We start from the raw sequence: 17,180 nt of genomic DNA, 5'->3' as shown, positions 1-17,180 counted from the left end.
GATTCAAATTTTCAAGAAATAAAACAAAAAATGATGGGGAAACATGAAAAACTTATACAAGATATCATTAACTATGCCAACGAAAAATACAATAAAAAAATAAGTATTAGTGAAACCGAAAAGGCTTTAGAAGCATTTCTGGAAAAACATCAATTAGTTCTATTAGGCTCATCTTTGAACCCTTCCTCAATCCCGCCAGCAATTAGTACAGATGATAAAAAGGAAGGGCAAGAAATGTACATTATTTCTGATTTTATAAAGAATGCCCATGAATCACATTCGGTTTCATTTGAATATATAATTGATATAGTAAAAGGAACCATGTTGACCAACGCCCTTTTTTACAAAGAAGATATCGCAACATTAAATATGAAATTTAAAGGTACTGAGGTGTTTTTTGATTCAACATTTCTTATTTATGCTTTAGGATATGCCGGAAAGGCTCAACAAGAGCCATGTTTAGAACTTATTAATATGTTACGGTCTAATAATGCTATACTTAGGGTGTTCAGACATAATATAGAGGAAATGATAGGGATTTTAGAGTTTTGTAAGAATAATTTAACTAAAAAAGTTCATGATCCTCATGGAACAATAAATAACTTTCTGGACAAGGGGTATAGTTCCATTGACATTGATAGAATTATTTACGGTATTGAAAATGAACTTAAGGAAAAATTTCGTATTAAAGTAATTGAATGGGTTGATTACGATAATTATTCCCATGTAATTTCACACGAAGAATTACACGAACGTTTAGAAAAAAATATGACGTATCGAAATGAAGTTGCTAGAGAAAGGGACGTACACTCCGTTGCTGCAATTATGCGTTTAAGAAAAGGAGTTCAACCTCGACATATCGAGAAAAGTGGGGCAATATTTGTTACAAACAATTTTGCATTGGCCCGAAATGTAAAGGAACATTTTTTTGATGAGGAGGATCCCAAAAAAATACCCCCTGTCTTACACGATTCTATTCTTACGAATATAATGTGGTTAAAAAGTCCATCTGAAGCTCCAGATTTACCGAGAAAGAAACTTATCGCAGAAACATTTGCTGCCACACAACCACCAGAACATGTGTGGAGCAGATATTTGGAAGTAATTAATATTTATACTCGTACACATCAAATATCTGATGAGAGTTTTGTGTTTCTTCATTACTCACAAGCTGCAAGGGAATTGGTTATGGATATTACAATGGGTGATGAAGATATTATATCCACTGGAACCATTTCAGATATTTTAAACGAAAAAGCAAGGAGAGAGCAAAAGAAATTAGACGAATTAAGTAAATGTAAAGAACAGGAAATTAATGACTTAAAGAGGCAATTAAGGGATTCGAAAGAGCAAATGGCAACAACAACTGAATTACAAGAAAACAGGGTAAATTCACTTGCAAAGAAAAGAGCAAAAATAACATCTAATATAATATTCGTTTTCCTATCCATCATAATAGGTTTATCTATCTATCTGTCTAATTTTGATAAGATTAAAAATGAATACCCAATGCTTAGTAAAATTATTATTATTTGCTTAGTGGTAATCCCAACAATAATGAGTCTGTTTAACATAAATTTGCTGCCTTGCAAGAAAAAATTAAGCGATTACTTGGTACATAAATTTAAAGCGAATATAAATTATAAATACTTTAAAGGTGATTAAGGGTAAAGGGTTGGGTCCGTACTGTTTGACGTAATAAAAGAATATGCTAAATTACAAATTAGAAATTTGTTTGAATTAGAGTAACCGCCCTTAACGTTGATTAGTTAGCGTCAAATAAAATACACGTGGTAGCTGTGGTAGTCCATGCGATAATCTTCTTAGAAATTCATTCGGGAGGTTAAGCAATCACCCTAAAATACAAAAGAATTGAATGGAAAGCGAATACGACGCTCGGAAAGAGAGCAGGCAAACGATTGCCGAATAGTGCAGCAGTCGCCCATTTAATTGGCTATAAAATTTAACGACATCACAGTTGCTCAAAAATGGTCACTATTTTCTTATAAAAGTGTATTTTTTTATATTATGATATTGGGGAAGAAGATGCTAAAACTACTGGCATGAAGCATTTTGTAATGTTTTGTACAATTTAAAATAATCAAAGGTTAAAGGGGCGGCATGATGTAAACAAGTTTTCATAAATGATAAAGAGCCTTTAAAAGCGAGTGGCTTAATGAGGGGGGAATTGTTCGCCTCCTTCTTATTCTGAGGAAACATTGTTATACATTTATATTAGATGGTTAAACAAAAAGCGTACACAGACTTAATACCATGGTCGTTCCTTAATATCAGATTGCGTATTTATCAGATAGTTCTGCATAACCTCGCTTGTCATATCTTTCAATTGCTCCGAAGTGTATTCAGTCACACCGCATTCATTCCCTTTTCGCCATCTATATTTTACCACATCGCTGGTTTTGCCGATGTACCTTATTTCAGTGTGATATATTGTGATTAATTGCTTTTTAATCCCAAAATAGTCATTCCGCATGTGCTCGATGACAGCGTCTATTTTATTAAGATAAACATTAGCCGTCTTGAATTTAGCGAACTCTTTATAGTCATGCCGGAACACTTTGAGTGCAATCGGGAGTGCGATGTATTTCTCCATTACATTCATGGAATCACCTATCAGAACTTTTGTTCTTATTATAAGAGAAAGTGCCGTAGAAATCAAATAGATATTGGACAACATCTCTTAAATATAAGCAGCTCACTGTGAACACACTTCACACGATTAGCACGCACTCAGTGTGAGCATGACATTGGGTGCTTTCCATTCAACATAAGTAGGGACCTAGTGCCCGCTGGATGGTTGAAGAAATCACGGAATACCTAATCTTGATTGTCCCGACCCTTGTCAGCTAACTCTTCCAACACCAGATTACGTCGATTGTTATAAAAGATAGTGATCCACCATGATGACGGGTTCTTTAGCTCCTAACTCACGCGATTATCAAATTACTCTGCTTCAATGTTTCTTATTGATTGGTTGTATAGTGTATTGTTTATAACGCTGTGTAGTCGAGATTAAAAAGAAAAATCGTGTAGTTACCATCAATCAAGGTTGCTAACCAACGCTCGCAATTTTCAAAACAGTTTGACGTGTAAATAAATGTATAGTAATATATCTAATAATTATTGGAGAATGACAATTAATTAAATAAAATCTGGGAGGGTCTTACTAGATGAGTGTTAGCAGTAGTGAAAAATTAACAGAAGTAAAGGAAAACGTTATCGAGTGGAGAAGATATCTTCACATGAATCCGGAATTGTCATTTGAAGAAAAAGAAACGTCGCAGTTTGTTTATGACAAACTTTTATCATTTGAGGGTCTTGAGGTTTATCGCCCGACGGAAACTAGTGTGGTTGCGAGATTAATCGGAAATAAATCGGGGAAAATCCTAGGTTTGCGGGCCGATATGGATGCACTTCCTATCAATGAAGAAACAGAATTGGAATTTGCCTCAAAGAAACCAGGAGTTATGCATGCTTGTGGTCATGATGGTCATACTGCAATGCTTTTGGGGGCCGCTCAAATCCTGAGCCAAAGGAAGGATGAAATAAGGGGTGAAATTAAGTTTATTTTCCAACATGCTGAAGAATTACTTCCTGGTGGTGCTCAAGAAATGGTAAAAGCGGGTGTCGTCGATGACATTGACCATATTATTGGTCTCCACCTTATGTCTACGCTTCCTAAAGGGAAGATTGGCATCACCTATGGTCCCCTAACATCTAATACGGATATGTTTGATTTACGAGTTATTGGCAAAGGCGGGCACTCATCCCAACCTGAAAATTCGGTCGACCCTATTGCTATTAGCGCCCAAATTATTAATAACTTACAACATATTGTATCCAGAAATTTATCCCCATCCGATCAATTGGTCATATCTATAACTGAACTAAGCGCGGGTACTGCTAAAAATGTTATACCGGAATTTGTAGATATTGGAGCATCCGTTCGATCGTATAGCCTGGAAATCAGGGAAGAAGCTGTTCAATTAATAGAGCGTATTGTAAAAGGGATAACAGAAGCTCATGGCGCTTCTTATGAATACAATTATACGTATGGATATAGCTCTGTCATAAATGATGACAAACTAACTAAAATAGTTGAAGAATCGGTTGTTGAGGAATTTGGAAGTGATGCCGTTGAATATGGCGATGCCATAATGGGTGGAGAGGACTTTTCGGCATTCTCAGAAAAAGTACCTGGGTGTTTTATACCTGTTGGGGCTGGCAACGAAGAAGAAGGATTTAGCTATCCGCATCATCATCCTCGTTTTGGTATTGATGAGGACGCATTAGAAAATGGTCTTCGGATTTTAACTAGCTTGCCTAAAAAAATACTAAGTTAGGACTGTTTATTCAATTTATTATCCAAATCTAACATAGGTATTTATAAAAGGAGTAAGATAAAGTTTGTACTTACTCCTTTTATATTTTAAGAAATTGATAAGAAATTATTCTTAATTAAAGGAAGGTTGTATTATGCATCCAGTCGTAGCGGCCTTAGTTATTTTAGCTTTAATTACTGTAGGTGAAATTGTTTCTCTTAAGTCAAAAGCAAGGATACCAATGCTGCTTATTGTCATGTTAGGCTTACTCATTCTTTTTCAAACTAATATTGTTCCAGAAAGTATTATTGAAGCTTCCACATTTACCGTTGTAGGAACAGTTTTACAACCAGCGATTTTAGTGCATATGGGTACATTAATACCGATAAGTGTTATGAAGAAACAATACAAGGCTGTTCTTATAACCGCAATAGGATTGGTTTTTTCAGTCGCCACTATTTTACTTGTTATGCCTTTGTTCTTCGACTATGGTACTGCTGTGGCGGGAGCTGGTCCATTAACAGGTGGGTTAATCGCTTACCTAGTGACTGAAGAAGCACTGCAAGCAGCTGGACTGGCTTCCTTAGTTGCGATTCCAATCATAGTACTTTCTATACAAGGTTTAGTAGGCATGCCATTGACTTCACTATTACTACACCGTTATGGTTTAAAAATTCGTCGTTATATGGACGAAGGTAATTATCAAACAGCTGTAACCACTGAAGGCAATACCGGGATATCAAAAAATGTATTAGAAGAAGAGCCTGAGAAAAAAATGCTTATCCCAGAAAAATATTTAAATAGTAACTTTATTTTACTTTTCATGATATTTATAGGTGGAGCTATTTCAGTTGGGTTGGATAGCCTCACCGGGATTAACTATAGCCTTTATGGTTTAGTAATTGGTATATTTGGTTCCTATATCGGCTTTTATCCAAAAAATGTATTGGAACGTGCAAATGGATTTACAGTTGCAATGGTAGGGCTTATCGTAATTGTTTTAAGTGGGTTAGTTGGTTTATCGTTCTCCGATATTTTAAATATTCTTCCAGCTGTTGCTGCAATTATTGTTATAGGCACATTAGGACTTTCTATTGGCGGCTTTATTGGCTCTAAGATTTTTAAATGGGACCCTTTAAAGGGAATATCTGTAACTCTAACAGCAATGTATGGATTTCCTGGTGATTATTTAATTTCAAATGAAATCAGTCGTAGTATTGGGAGAAACAAAGAGGAAAGGGAAAAAATTCTAAATGATATATTAACCCCAATGCTTATTGGTGGGTTCACTTCTGTAACAGTAGGATCGGTTGTTATTGCTAGTCTGTTGGTAGAAACATTGTAGCTTTATACCTTAATTTGAAGGAATGAATTTTGAGACTGAAGATGTTTCATAAAAGTGTGAATTAGGATTTTAGGATAGGCACGGTGATTGTCAAATTTAAGGTTTTTTGTTAATAGAAAGCGAGAAGAAAAGTAGTCGTCTAATGGGCGGCATAATATAAATCCTTTTCTACAACCTTTATATGGCGCGATCTGGTGACCACAACATTATGCTGTGGTCACTGTTCGTGTGCCAGGTATGCACACATTCTTTAGGGTTCGAGTCCGAATCGTGAAGGCGGTAGTAGCGATTAGCTTATGACAAGGGTGCCTGGTTAACCAGAATCTCAAGGAAGTCAGCGGTAAACCTCTGCCTTTAGGACACGAACTCCATAGGAGACTTGGTGTACCTGGGCTAGTCTGCAAGCTAAGTCAAGGCCTTACTGCCAAAGGGTACCAATAGTAAGTGGCACTGGGGGTATGGAAGGGAGAACGTATGCTTACCCATGATGGTTCTGATAGGAGCACGGTCCACATACCGTAACCGTATCACGCTATTTAATTTTGAAAGTCTTATAAATTATTTGTCACTGACTTTGATTCCCATTAAAGCACTGTCAGCCGAACTCTGTCAAATGAAGGGGGTTAAACTACCTTCTTGATTAATTGAAAAATTTAGTTAATTCTATTGACCTGAATTAAAAAATTATTTAGAGTTAAATGTAATTTTATAAATTAGTTTAACAATGGTACTTTTCAGAAGGAGGCAGTCCACAATGAATTCGACACTTTACATTATTCCCGCAGTTTATCTGGTAGCGATGGTGGTTATGGGGATTATTGTATCGAAACGGCAGGAAACAAGGTCAGATTTTTATGTAGCATCGAATAAAATGAATAGCGGTATACTCTTCGCAACCATTTTTTCGACAGTAGTGGGTGCAAACACTTACATGGGATTTAGCGGTATGGTGTACGATGGTGGATTTTCAATCATGTGGATGCTGATTGCAGCCGGATCATCCTATTTTCTCCTTTTCTTCATTTCCGGGAAAATACGCCGCATAGCTCAAACTCACAATGTATTTACCTTGCCCGATTTAATGGAATTACGTTACTCCAGGCCAGTTGCATTATTGACAACTGCCTTTTCCCTTTTTTCACTGATAGGTGGAGCAGGAGGCAGTATTCTTGGCGTAGGAGTCATCCTGCATGCAATCTGGGGTTGAATACCACTGTAGCGATATTGATAACAGCTATAGTGACGATTGCATACACAACACTTGGTGGATTAATGGGTGTAGCACTGACTGATTGGATACAGTCCATCATTATGATTGTTGGGCTAATTCTTGTTGTTGCGCTCGGAATGTCCTCTTTGGTGCCTGACAGTGGCATTATTTCATCTTCATTCGAATTTACAGAAGTATTGTCACAAACGGTAGGAAACGACTTTTTAAGCTTTACTGAAGGGGTAACATTCATTATGGTATTGGCCTGGGTCATTACGTTTATGCCGCTGAATACCATTTCACAGACCCAAATTCAACGGGTGTACGCTGCTAAAAGTGAACAAAGCATTCAACGGGTTAGCCTGATTATGGTATTGTTTGTAGGTTTATTCTCCGCCTTTGCACTTGCACTCGTAGGCATTATTGGAAAAAATGTGATTCCTGAAATTGGTAACCCCGAAACTATCTTTCCCATGATGGCGATGGAAGTCATCAATCCGTTTATGGGTATGATTGTGGTAACCGGAATTTTGGGTGCATGTATGTCTACGGTTGACTCTAATTTGCTAGGAGCAGGTATTCATGTATCCAGGGACTTATATGAACGGCAGCGGAAAGCCCGTGGCAAAGTTATCCATGAAAGAGGCAGTATACTTGTTACAAGATGGACAATCGTGATTATTGGTTTACTGGGTACATTGGCTGCCATTTTAACACCGTCCATCATGGAATTAATATTGACTACATTAGGTGTATTTGCGGGGGGAACTTTTGCGCCTATATTATTCGGTCTGTACTGGAGACGTGCGAACGCTACAGGTGCTATGGCGGGAATCATCCTGGGTGGTTTGACTACCATCATTGCAGTGCTGATGCAAACATCGCTGGACCCTGTCATTTTTGGTATCATCTTCTCTATTGCCGGAACAGTAATTGGCAGCTTAAGTTCCAAGCCGGACTATGAAAAAGGAGATGTCTTTCAGTTTAAATCTGTTGCATCAAAGGATCTTAAGTTTCTTGGGATTGTCAGCATAATATTCATATTGTTCCTCTTTGGATTTATGAATTTGAATATGTGGCCATGGCTTATTTTAATAACACTGGTGGCACTGACATTAGGCGTTGTGCTGCTTATAGTCTATATCTTTCCTCAAAAAAATTAAAGGGAGTTCGATAACATGTTTGCGCAGGTGAATGGCATAAAGCTGTTTTTTGATATTGATGGTGCTGGTTACAGAGTCAATAAAGATGTACTGGAGGAAAAGCCTGTTTGCTTCATCCTGCATGGCGGACCTGGTGGAACACATGTGAATTTCAAACCATATTTAAATAAATTGACAACCGGAATGCAGCTGGTGTACATCGATAATCGTGGCAGTGGTTTTTCGGAAAAAGAGCCACAATCAATGTACACAATTGAAAATAATGTAGAAGATATTGAAGCATTGCGAAAGTATCTTGGTTTGGGGAAAATTTTACTGCTTGGCCACTCATATGGCGGGATGACGGCAATGCGTTATGCTGCAAGGTATCGAGAAAATCTGGTCGGGATGTTGCTTGTTACAACATCGCCGAGCTATCGATTTATTGAAAAGGCAAAGTCCTTTGTGGCTAGAAATGGAACGAAAGAACAACAGGAAATAGCGGATGTTTTGTGGGAAGGTGCTTTTACATCAGATGAACAGCTGGCGAAGTATTACGAGATAATGGCCCCATTATATTCCGTGGCCGATAAATCTTCCGAAAGCCCGGAACCAAGGCCGGAAACATTCCGGTCATATGAGGCACTGAATGAAGGGTTCGGCGGATTTTTGAGAGAATTTGATGTGACTGACGAGCTACACGATATTCAAGTTCCGACACTGGTCATTGCAGGAAGGCATGATTGGATTACACCCGTAAATGAGAACGAGTTAATAGCTGAAAAATTACCGGATAGTCAATTGGTTATATTCGAAAACAGCAGTCATAACGTGATAAAAGATGAAGCAGAGGGTTTTAATAATGTGGTGTTGGAGTTTGTGAAAAGCTTGCAGAGTTGAATATTAATGGTAGTAGGATTAAAGAAAATCATAAAGTAAGATATGCACTGGAAAAAAACCCAAGAAAGTCATAGAGTGAGGAATCGGTCTTCCCGATGGGGTGGTGTAAAGCATGGTGCTTGGGTTGAACAAATAAATGCAATCACGGGTCTGGACGCTTTTCGAGTCTGTGACCGGATTTTATGCTCGATTGCTTAGTTCTGTCTCATCTATTGGATGAATTGGAAGGGAACTCTCCCTTCCATTCATTTTTAATTCATCACTTATATTTCTTTTTATATGCCTTTGAATACTGATCAGCGGCAAAGATTGCGTCCGCAACTTCGTCAGCTGTGACGTTAAATCCATTGTGAATCGTTTCGCCGTCAACTATCGCAGCCTCAGCTACCTTCATAATATCTTCCCTTGTGGCATCTTTCAGCTTGATATCTTCCAGTGTAACCGGCAGATCCAGGCTGATATAAAATCCGATATATCTTTCCATTTCTTCGAGTGAATGTTTTTCCAGTGCTAATTGGGCCAATGTACCAAAAGCTACTTTTTCACCGTGTGTTAAGTGATGAATTTCGCCATCAAGTGCTGTGAATCCATTATGAATAGCATGAGCCGCAGCCAATCCACCACTTTCAAAGCCTAAACCACTAAGGAGCGTATTTGCCTCAATAATCTCCTCAAGTGCCGGGGTTACGACTTTCGCTTTTGCGGATTCATATGCCAAATGACCATATCTAAATAAGGTTTCTTCACATTTTTCAGCAATCGCCTTAGCAGCTATAGTAGTTGTTCCTCCTGCCTGGTTACTTCCACCAAAATTAATTACTGCTCTTGCTTCAATCCATGTGGCCATTGCGTCTGCTATACCCGATGTCAACAGACGTGGAGGTGCTTCTGAAATAACATGTGAATCCAAAAGAATCAAATTTGGATTATGGTTATAAAAACGATATGATTCAAAAACACCTTCGTCCGAATAAACCACCGACAATGCACTTGTTGGGGCATCAGCAGACGCAGCAGTTGGTACAATAACGGTATAAGCGTCCAGCTCGTCTGCTATCGCTTTTGATGTATCTAATGTTTTTCCTCCTCCAACACCAACAACAATCGTAGCCCCTGCACCCTTGGCTTCTTTAGAAATCCGCTTAATTTCTTCATTTGAAGCTTCACCATTAAACAGAATTTCTTCTGAGGCTATGTTTTTCTTTTTCAGTGCATCTACAACTTTATGTCCAGCAATATCCCATACGGTTTCATCAGCAATAACAACCGTTTGACTTCCAATATCCTTCAGGTAGCCCCCGATTTTCTCGATTGCATTTTTCCCTTGTACATACTTCGCGGGGCTGATAAAAATTCTTTCAGACATATTAAACATCCTTCCCTCATGGCAATTTAGCGGATTGTAAAACTTGACCAATATATATAATTCCCTAATATGTATATTTTAATGTAACGATATCTTATGGATAAACGGTGATTTCATGATAATCAAACGTATATCACACAGATTTCTAATCCTCCGCTTATCTCTTTTAGAGATAAAGTTCAGAGTTTTTATAGCATGGGCTATCGCCCATGTTCATTTCTATGAAGATGGGAATATGGAGGCCGAAATCCATCCAGTCGCGTTGAAGGATAATGCCCACATCAAGCGAAATCGCTCGTCCATGTCTTTCTCTAAGATGGCAGAAGGCAGGGATGGTGAATTAAGTGTATAAGTCATTTTATTCATTGGCTCATGAGCCCTTTACAAAAGAGATTAGTTCGTCGGAAGCTTTCGCTTCTTCGTCTTATCAAGAAACCCTTGCACGTTTGGATTACCTAAAAAAGATCAGAGGTATGGGGTTATTGGTGGGTGAACCTGGCGCAGGCAAGACATTCGCTTTAAGAGCCTTTCAAGCGTCTTTAAATCCATCTTTGTATCACGTCATTTATTTCCCTCTATGCAACGGGAAGTGTCATGGATTTTTACCGAGGATTGGCTTATGGATTGGGTGAGGAGCCCAAATTTCGTAAAGTAGACTTATTCCGACAAATTCAAAGTGGAATTGAACGGATGTTCAAGATTGACACATAACACCGTGTTCATTCTTGATGAAATGCATATGGAGAAAGACGCCTTTCTCAATGACCTCAGCGTTTTGTTTAATTTTCGGATTGAAGCATCGAATCCGTTTTTACTTATTCTTTCAGGATTACCGCATTTACGAACACGGCTAAAGTTGAATCAAAACCGCCGTTAGCGCAGCGACTAATCATGCGATATCAAATGGGGACATTAAGCAAAGAAGAGGTCTTACAGTATGTATCGTATCACCTCAAAGAAGCCGGAGCGAAAAAGCCCATCTTTGCTGACTCGGCCCTTGAGGCGATAGCATTACATTCTCAAGGTTGGCCACGCCTCATAAACACACTGGCGACAAACTGCCTTCTATTGGGCTATTAAATGAAGAAGGATAAAATTGACGGGGAAGTCGTCCGTTTGTCCGCCGAGGAGAGTGGCTTATGAAACGCAGTATTATGATGTTTGATAGCGCCTTTGGATGGGTCATCTGGATTAGACAGACTGCCTACCAGGTATTTTCAGGCGACTCGATGGAACTACGCATCAATAATCAATATTATCAAGTTGTAGTCATTTCAGATACGGATGCATATAGAAACTGGACAATCGAACTTGATGGCGTAGCCTTTAATTTACGGAAAACAGAAGTCTATAAAGTCCATATTAATACAGCTGATTATAAACCATATGTGGTCCCTTTTTGAAGAGAAGGGGCCACATTCTAACACGTACCATCTGGAATAATTTGAAGAAGAAAATGGGATAATGTGCAAATTTGAAATAGCGTGAAAATATTTGTGGATTATTTCAGATTTTTGGCTGGATTAATGTGGAGATAGGAACCCGAAATAACGTGGTGATTCACGGAAGTCAAGGAAGAACTGAACTCTCTGAGAATGGAAGAGAAGTAGAATTAGTGTATGAAGTGGATCGGAATACTTTTTTTGATTACATTACAGAACTTGCTAAGCAAAATAAATGAAGAGGGCCACTTAAGGCGAAAAGTCACTATTGATACAAATACGGCCGGAGATCAACTATTTGACCTCTTCGAACAACCAGCCAATGGTGCACCGAGGGGGGCGGGTCCCGCCAGCAGAACTTAGAAGTGATTGTCCGTGGTACGCTGGCTGTGCGGATGGAGGGGCTTAAAAGGCTAACTTTTGCCGGGTAGTAATTCATAAAGACGATTATAAAAACATGAAAGAATCCCCATGAAGTACTGAAACCTACTATCTTTATTCCTCGGAATCATAGGTACAAGCGATCGTTATAAGTATGGTTGTTCTAGTGATTTAATTTGGATAGGTAGTGCATGACCCTTTATTTTCGTTTAACAAAGTTTAAGACCTAATACAAATACAGTTCAACAACCGCTGACAACATGGTGTGCTAAGGGTTAATAATATTTTAATTCACCCCCAAAGCACCCCCAGAACACCCCCGAAATTTTGATAAACCTTAAAAGTGAGTGAAATTTATTTTTTGCCAAGTTCGGATGTGCCAACATTTTTGAAGTGAATTAAAACCGGCTAAAGCAATAGTACAGAATCCGTACTACTGTACACCTTTGGGAAATTTAGGATGGTTTTATTTAGAAATGGATTCGGTAAAGTGAACCTTAAAAACATATTTTCTCTTTAACACTGATGAAAATCAATGGAACATATTTAACGACACCGTAGTTGCTCAAGAATGGTCACTTTAAAATTACAAAAGTGTACTTTTTCATATCCTGTAATTTTGAAAAAAGATGCTAAAATTGCAGGAATAAAGCATTTTGTAAGGTTTTGTACAACTTAAAATAAGCCAATGTTAAAAGGATTGGTACAAAGTAATTTCTGTGCTAAGAAACTTTCCTTTAGATTCAAATTGGTGGATAGCCACCCTACTGTTATTTAAATGAAAACGGTCTATAAATATGCTGGATGTTTTAACAGCTAAATGGCCCTTATAATCAAACTCAAAAACATCTATGCTAATCTTGTGGTACTTCAGCATGTAGTCCGGCTAAAGACACAACGGGTTGCAAAGAAACAAACATTCACAAAGATAAGCGTTGCGGATTTTTGTGTTATTCGGGTGACTTTCTTATGATTATGATAAGTAATCGAAAAATGATCAGTCACATATGTTTGTTTTTTATTTGGGGAGTATTCATGAATTTATGAACGGCTTTAGATAATAAAAAAAGAAGGAATAATTAGCTGAAAGAATAAAATTGAAAAATGGGTGAAAAAAGCGACATATCAAGCTTTATAAAGGTTGTATTTACATAACATCACCTGTAGGACCTGTGAACAATATGATTCCGTTGCGGTTTCTTACCCAGCTTTTCAGTTTTTGTAATTGACTTGGAAAAAGAAAAAGTTCCTCAAGTGAAAGGTTATGTTCCTGTGGGAGGATCCGAACGGCAAGGCTTTCCGTGTCGTTTACCGGGAGCGTCGATAAACGAAGTGCGCAGCGGCTATTCGATAGTTCATGAATAATTGTCCCATTTTGTGGTTTGCGGACTTCACCTATATCCATTCCTGATGTAAACTTATAGTAAGTAAGCAGTAACTGGTATTGACTGATGGGAATTGTTTTATGGTGAATGCGCGCCCCAAGCACCCGAAAATGGATAGATGCATGATCTGTAAACGGGAAGAAATGAATATCCGAAGCTTTAGAGCTGACAGCATCCCGGAGAAGCTGTTCTGAGAATTTGAGAGCTGTGTCCAACGACTATCTCACCTCCTTTCTTAGACACTATATTCGACATGGTTTGCGTAAATCCTTCTTTTTTTATCATTTTATTTGAAAAATTTTTAAAGGTAGGGGAAGATTATGAAAACGATTTATTTAATTGGGTTTATGGGAAGTGGAAAAAGTACAGTCGGAAAGATGTTGGGTGAGCAGCTGGGTATTCCTTTTTTGGATACCGATCAAATGGTTGAGAGTGAATACGGACCAATCTCAGCAATATTTCGAGATAAAGGGGAGAAGGCTTTCCGTACGTATGAAACGGAAATGCTAAAGCGCATACCTGACAATAATCACATCGTTTCAACCGGCGGAGGTATTGTCGAACAGGAGCAAAATATAGCCTTCATGAACGGTAATGGCATCATTTTTCATTTGAATGCATCCATGAATGAGATTGCCTCTCGATTGGGAAATGACCCTAACAGGCCACTGTGGGGAACAAATTACGCGGAAAGAGTCCGTTTATATAACCGCCGGAAAGAATTATATATAGCGGCAGCAGACGTGACTATTTTAACCGATGGCAAAACGGCACAGAATATTACAGAAGAAATATCATCCCAGTTACGGTAATCGTAGCTGTGTATAAATGTGAAAATAGCAGTTAATAATAATGACACCACCATTCAAATGAAAGAGGGTGTTTTGTCATGTCTGTAAATGAATATGTGAAATACATGACGCAACAATTCACAAAATTTATTGATAGGTCACCGGATGAAAAGAGGTCACAAAAACCGGATTATACCGCTCAGCCCGTTTGCACAAACCGTTGGCTCGGATTATTGCCATTTGCATGGAAATTATTTTTAAATAAAGCAGACTAACAGGCTCCTGTCGAAAAAGGAGCCTGTTTTTAGATTATTTCAAGCTGTGTTTTCGGTTAGGTAAAATATACCTCCATTAATCACTTCAAAATGAATGTACGGGAAATAACGTTCTTTTATTTCTTTAACTTCCTTTTCAATTTCGCTTCCATCATGTTCCCCTTTGTAAAAATGCCGCAGTAAATTGATTTCCTCTTCCATTGTTTTCAAAGATGATTCCGCCCAGTCGTGTGGCTGGTTCTGAACATAATCTTCCAGCACGTTTTCGATACGTTTAAAACCACTTGGTAATTTTATGATTGGTGCAATGGTATAGCAATAATCGGAAATGGACATTTGCATTGATTTGTCCTGTAATTCTTCCATCATGTTTACTTTCATGGACCCATTCACAAGATGGAGCCCAATTGAAATCATTTCATCCATTTTTTGTTTTCCTTGATAACTGATTTTAATGTTAGTAATTAGCCAGGGGAATAAAGCTGTTTTTTGATTTGTGTCAATACGCTCAAACAGTTTCGTATACTTTTCGTTATCTTTTAAATGATTAAGGATTTGATGCAACCGCGGACTACCAAAATGAATCCATTCATGCTTGCCGTCTCGTTTTTCCGGGTCTGTAATCAGTGTTAGCTGCTTTGGATCACCCGGATAACCCATTTTTTTGATATAATGCCAGTAAAAAGGCCGGTTCATCAACGCACGGTCCATTTCTTCAGTCAGTTGAACGGTAAGCATACCTCCCTCATTGTGCAAAATGTCGCAATGATGTGCTGAGAAATACGACTCAAGAAAATGGTGTAAATCTTTAATTGCCATAGTGCTGTTCCTCCTGCATTGTTTCATCATGTGTCATTTTAATGACAGAGGACAAGTTGTTCAGTTTTATTTTTGCTTCTCCGGCTGATGCCGATTCGGAGAAAATAGACTGGATTTCAGATTCGATATCACTAATATTCAGTTCAGCAAGAATGCTGTCTAAGTTACCGATAACCTGTTCAAATAGATTTATCTTTTCGTACAGTAATGTCATAATATGCTCTTCAACTGTATCGCGGACAGCCACATTATATATATGCACATCTCTTTTTTGCCCGTATCGGTGAATTCTACCAATACGCTGCTCCAGACGCATTGGGTTCCATGGAAGATCATAATTGATCAGGTGGTTGCAGAATTGGAGATTGATTCCTTCTCCGCCGGCTTCAGTGGCAATCAGTACTTGTGCATGATTCTCAAACAGCTGCTTCATCCAATCTTTCTTTCCTTTATTAAATCCCCCTCGATATGGCACTGAGGTGATACCGTTTTCTTTTAGATACCACTGCAGGTAAAATTGTGTTGCCCGATATTCGGTAAATACAATGACCTTTTCGCCACCGGTTTTATTAATGAGTTCAACAACTTTTGCCGCCTTCGTGTGTTGAGGCAGTTGTTCAATCGCCTCTGTTACCGGCTTGATCCATTGTTCTTTTGTTTGATCTTCCGTCATCATTTTCTTAAGTGACAGGTAACAAGCTTCCCTGGAAGAGCAGAGCTCCCTTAACAACGTAATTTTTGAAAATGCGGGAAGCGTTTCTGTCATATTCTCCAGCTCGCTGTACACACTGTGTTCTTCGTCAGTAAAATCAATCCAAACGGTTTCGATATTTCGTTTAATATGATCGAATGTTGCAGTCTGCCGTGTGTTCCGGATCATCACTTTTTGGATTAGCTGTTTCAAATACCCATCCTGACCGAGTTTTTTGCGGTCTTTGCCGTATTGTTTCAAGAATGAATCATAATCTCCCAAGTGACCTGGTTTGAGGATGGACACAAGATTAAAGATTTCGACTAAACGATTTTGTACCGGTGTGGCTGTCAGTAGTAAACAGTATTTTTTCTTCAATGATTTAACAAATGCATAGTTTTTTGTTTTGTGGTTTTTGAGTTTATGCGCTTCATCTACTAGTAAAAAGTCATAATCCTGTTCAAGTATTTGTTCACGGTGTGGTGAGCGTTTTGCCGTATCCATCGATGTGATAATTACGTCATATTGATCCCACGGGTAAGTTTTTCTGAAGGTCACCGCCGGGATGAAGAATTTTTCGTTAAGTTCTTTTGCCCATTGATTGACCAATGATGCCGGAACAATGATAAGCGCTTTTTTTACAAGGCCGCGAAGCATATATTCTTTTAAAATCAGTCCGGCTTCAATCGTTTTCCCTAAACCGACTTCATCAGCCAGTATGGCGCGTCCATTCATATCCTCGAGGACTTGCTTAGCGCTGGAAAGTTGATGATCCATGAATTCCATATGCGGCAAATATTCGAGCGCTTTTAATCCATTAAAGGATGGAGACATAGTCGTCTGGGCGGCATGATAGTTCATCTGAAACAGATCCCATGCAGCAAATGGACCTTCCTGGTTAAGCCTTGTTTCCAATCCATGAATGAAATCTTTGTCGCGCTTTAAGTCTATTTGATTCATCGTATACTTCCTTTTTTTCATAAAAATGTGATTATCCCTATTTTTACAATGTTCCCTGTGATATAATACTTATGATTGCAGATACGTATATCATCCGTTACATAGTATAACCAAAAAAAACGAATATCAT

Annotated in this window: 14 protein-coding genes and 1 pseudogene; 10 read left to right on the top strand and 5 right to left on the bottom strand. The window is 38.3% G+C overall.

Annotation, left to right across the window (positions count from 1 at the left end; all coding sequences use genetic code 11):
* The first annotated feature begins 30 nt into the window (after positions 1 to 30).
* Entirely contained in the window at positions 31 to 1,665 is a 1,635-nt protein-coding gene (locus FFL34_RS00785) for a hypothetical protein (RefSeq protein WP_138600472.1), read from the top strand.
* Between the two features lie 601 nt (positions 1,666 to 2,266).
* Here FFL34_RS00785 and FFL34_RS00780 read toward each other — a convergent pair.
* On the bottom strand, positions 2,267 to 2,623 hold the full coding sequence (locus FFL34_RS00780; RefSeq protein ID WP_234031382.1) for a hypothetical protein: 357 nt from the start codon (positions 2,621 to 2,623) through the stop codon (positions 2,267 to 2,269).
* Positions 2,624 to 3,191: 568 nt separating this feature from the next.
* Here FFL34_RS00780 and FFL34_RS00775 point away from each other — a divergent pair.
* The 5 genes from FFL34_RS00775 (at position 3,192) to FFL34_RS00760 (ending at position 8,940) form a co-directional block, all read left to right on the top strand.
* Positions 3,192 to 4,364, top strand: a complete 1,173-nt coding sequence (locus tag FFL34_RS00775) for a M20 metallopeptidase family protein (RefSeq protein ID WP_138600468.1) — start codon at positions 3,192 to 3,194, stop codon at positions 4,362 to 4,364.
* Positions 4,365 to 4,497: 133 nt separating this feature from the next.
* Entirely contained in the window at positions 4,498 to 5,688 is a 1,191-nt protein-coding gene (locus FFL34_RS00770; RefSeq protein ID WP_138600466.1) for a hypothetical protein, read from the top strand.
* 754 nt (positions 5,689 to 6,442) lie between these two features.
* On the top strand, positions 6,443 to 6,895 hold the full coding sequence (locus tag FFL34_RS18755; RefSeq protein ID WP_199799043.1) for a sodium:solute symporter family transporter: 453 nt from the start codon (positions 6,443 to 6,445) through the stop codon (positions 6,893 to 6,895).
* A complete protein-coding gene (locus tag FFL34_RS00765) occupies positions 6,892 to 8,061 on the top strand; it encodes a sodium:solute symporter family protein (protein ID WP_199799042.1) in 1,170 nt (389 codons plus the stop codon). The genes FFL34_RS18755 and FFL34_RS00765 overlap by 4 nt, the downstream gene beginning before the upstream one ends.
* Positions 8,062 to 8,076: 15 nt before the next feature.
* On the top strand, positions 8,077 to 8,940 hold the full coding sequence (locus FFL34_RS00760) for an alpha/beta fold hydrolase (protein ID WP_138600464.1): 864 nt from the start codon (positions 8,077 to 8,079) through the stop codon (positions 8,938 to 8,940).
* Positions 8,941 to 9,199: 259 nt separating this feature from the next.
* Here the strand turns inward: FFL34_RS00760 and FFL34_RS00755 are convergent, their stop codons facing one another.
* Positions 9,200 to 10,306: a glycerol dehydrogenase gene (locus FFL34_RS00755; protein ID WP_138600462.1), complete on the bottom strand. Its 1,107-nt coding sequence runs from the start codon at positions 10,304 to 10,306 to the stop codon at positions 9,200 to 9,202.
* Positions 10,307 to 10,650: 344 nt separating this feature from the next.
* On the opposite strand from FFL34_RS00755, the pseudogene FFL34_RS18870 reads away from it, so the two are divergent.
* Positions 10,651 to 11,383, top strand: a pseudogene (locus tag FFL34_RS18870) (ExeA family protein); the annotation flags it as partial.
* A gap of 62 nt (positions 11,384 to 11,445) precedes the next feature.
* A complete protein-coding gene (locus FFL34_RS00745; RefSeq protein WP_138600460.1) occupies positions 11,446 to 11,709 on the top strand; it encodes a hypothetical protein in 264 nt (87 codons plus the stop codon).
* A 1,567-nt stretch (positions 11,710 to 13,276) separates the two neighbouring features.
* Here FFL34_RS00745 and FFL34_RS00735 read toward each other — a convergent pair.
* Positions 13,277 to 13,729: an ATPase, T2SS/T4P/T4SS family gene (locus FFL34_RS00735; protein WP_138600458.1), complete on the bottom strand. Its 453-nt coding sequence runs from the start codon at positions 13,727 to 13,729 to the stop codon at positions 13,277 to 13,279.
* 105 nt (positions 13,730 to 13,834) lie between these two features.
* On the opposite strand from FFL34_RS00735, the gene FFL34_RS00730 reads away from it, so the two are divergent.
* Positions 13,835 to 14,326, top strand: a complete 492-nt coding sequence (locus FFL34_RS00730) for a shikimate kinase (RefSeq protein ID WP_138600456.1) — start codon at positions 13,835 to 13,837, stop codon at positions 14,324 to 14,326.
* Positions 14,327 to 14,403: 77 nt separating this feature from the next.
* Positions 14,404 to 14,580, top strand: coding sequence for a YqzE family protein (locus FFL34_RS00725; protein WP_138600454.1), 177 nt, complete (start codon positions 14,404 to 14,406; stop codon positions 14,578 to 14,580).
* A 39-nt stretch (positions 14,581 to 14,619) separates the two neighbouring features.
* Here the strand turns inward: FFL34_RS00725 and FFL34_RS00720 are convergent, their stop codons facing one another.
* Both FFL34_RS00720 and FFL34_RS00715 read right to left on the bottom strand, forming a co-directional pair.
* Positions 14,620 to 15,399, bottom strand: coding sequence for a YqhG family protein (locus tag FFL34_RS00720; RefSeq protein ID WP_138600452.1), 780 nt, complete (start codon positions 15,397 to 15,399; stop codon positions 14,620 to 14,622).
* Positions 15,389 to 17,050 (bottom strand): DEAD/DEAH box helicase, encoded by a 1,662-nt coding sequence (locus tag FFL34_RS00715; protein ID WP_138600450.1) that lies wholly within the window; start codon positions 17,048 to 17,050, stop codon positions 15,389 to 15,391. Before FFL34_RS00715 ends, FFL34_RS00720 begins: the two co-directional genes overlap by 11 nt.
* Positions 17,051 to 17,180: the final 130 nt, after the last annotated feature.

It is taken from the genome of Lentibacillus cibarius, assembly GCF_005887555.1.
Taxonomy (GTDB): Bacteria; Bacillota; Bacilli; order Bacillales; family Amphibacillaceae; genus Lentibacillus; species Lentibacillus cibarius.
This window is presented reverse-complemented; position numbering and strand designations above follow the sequence as displayed.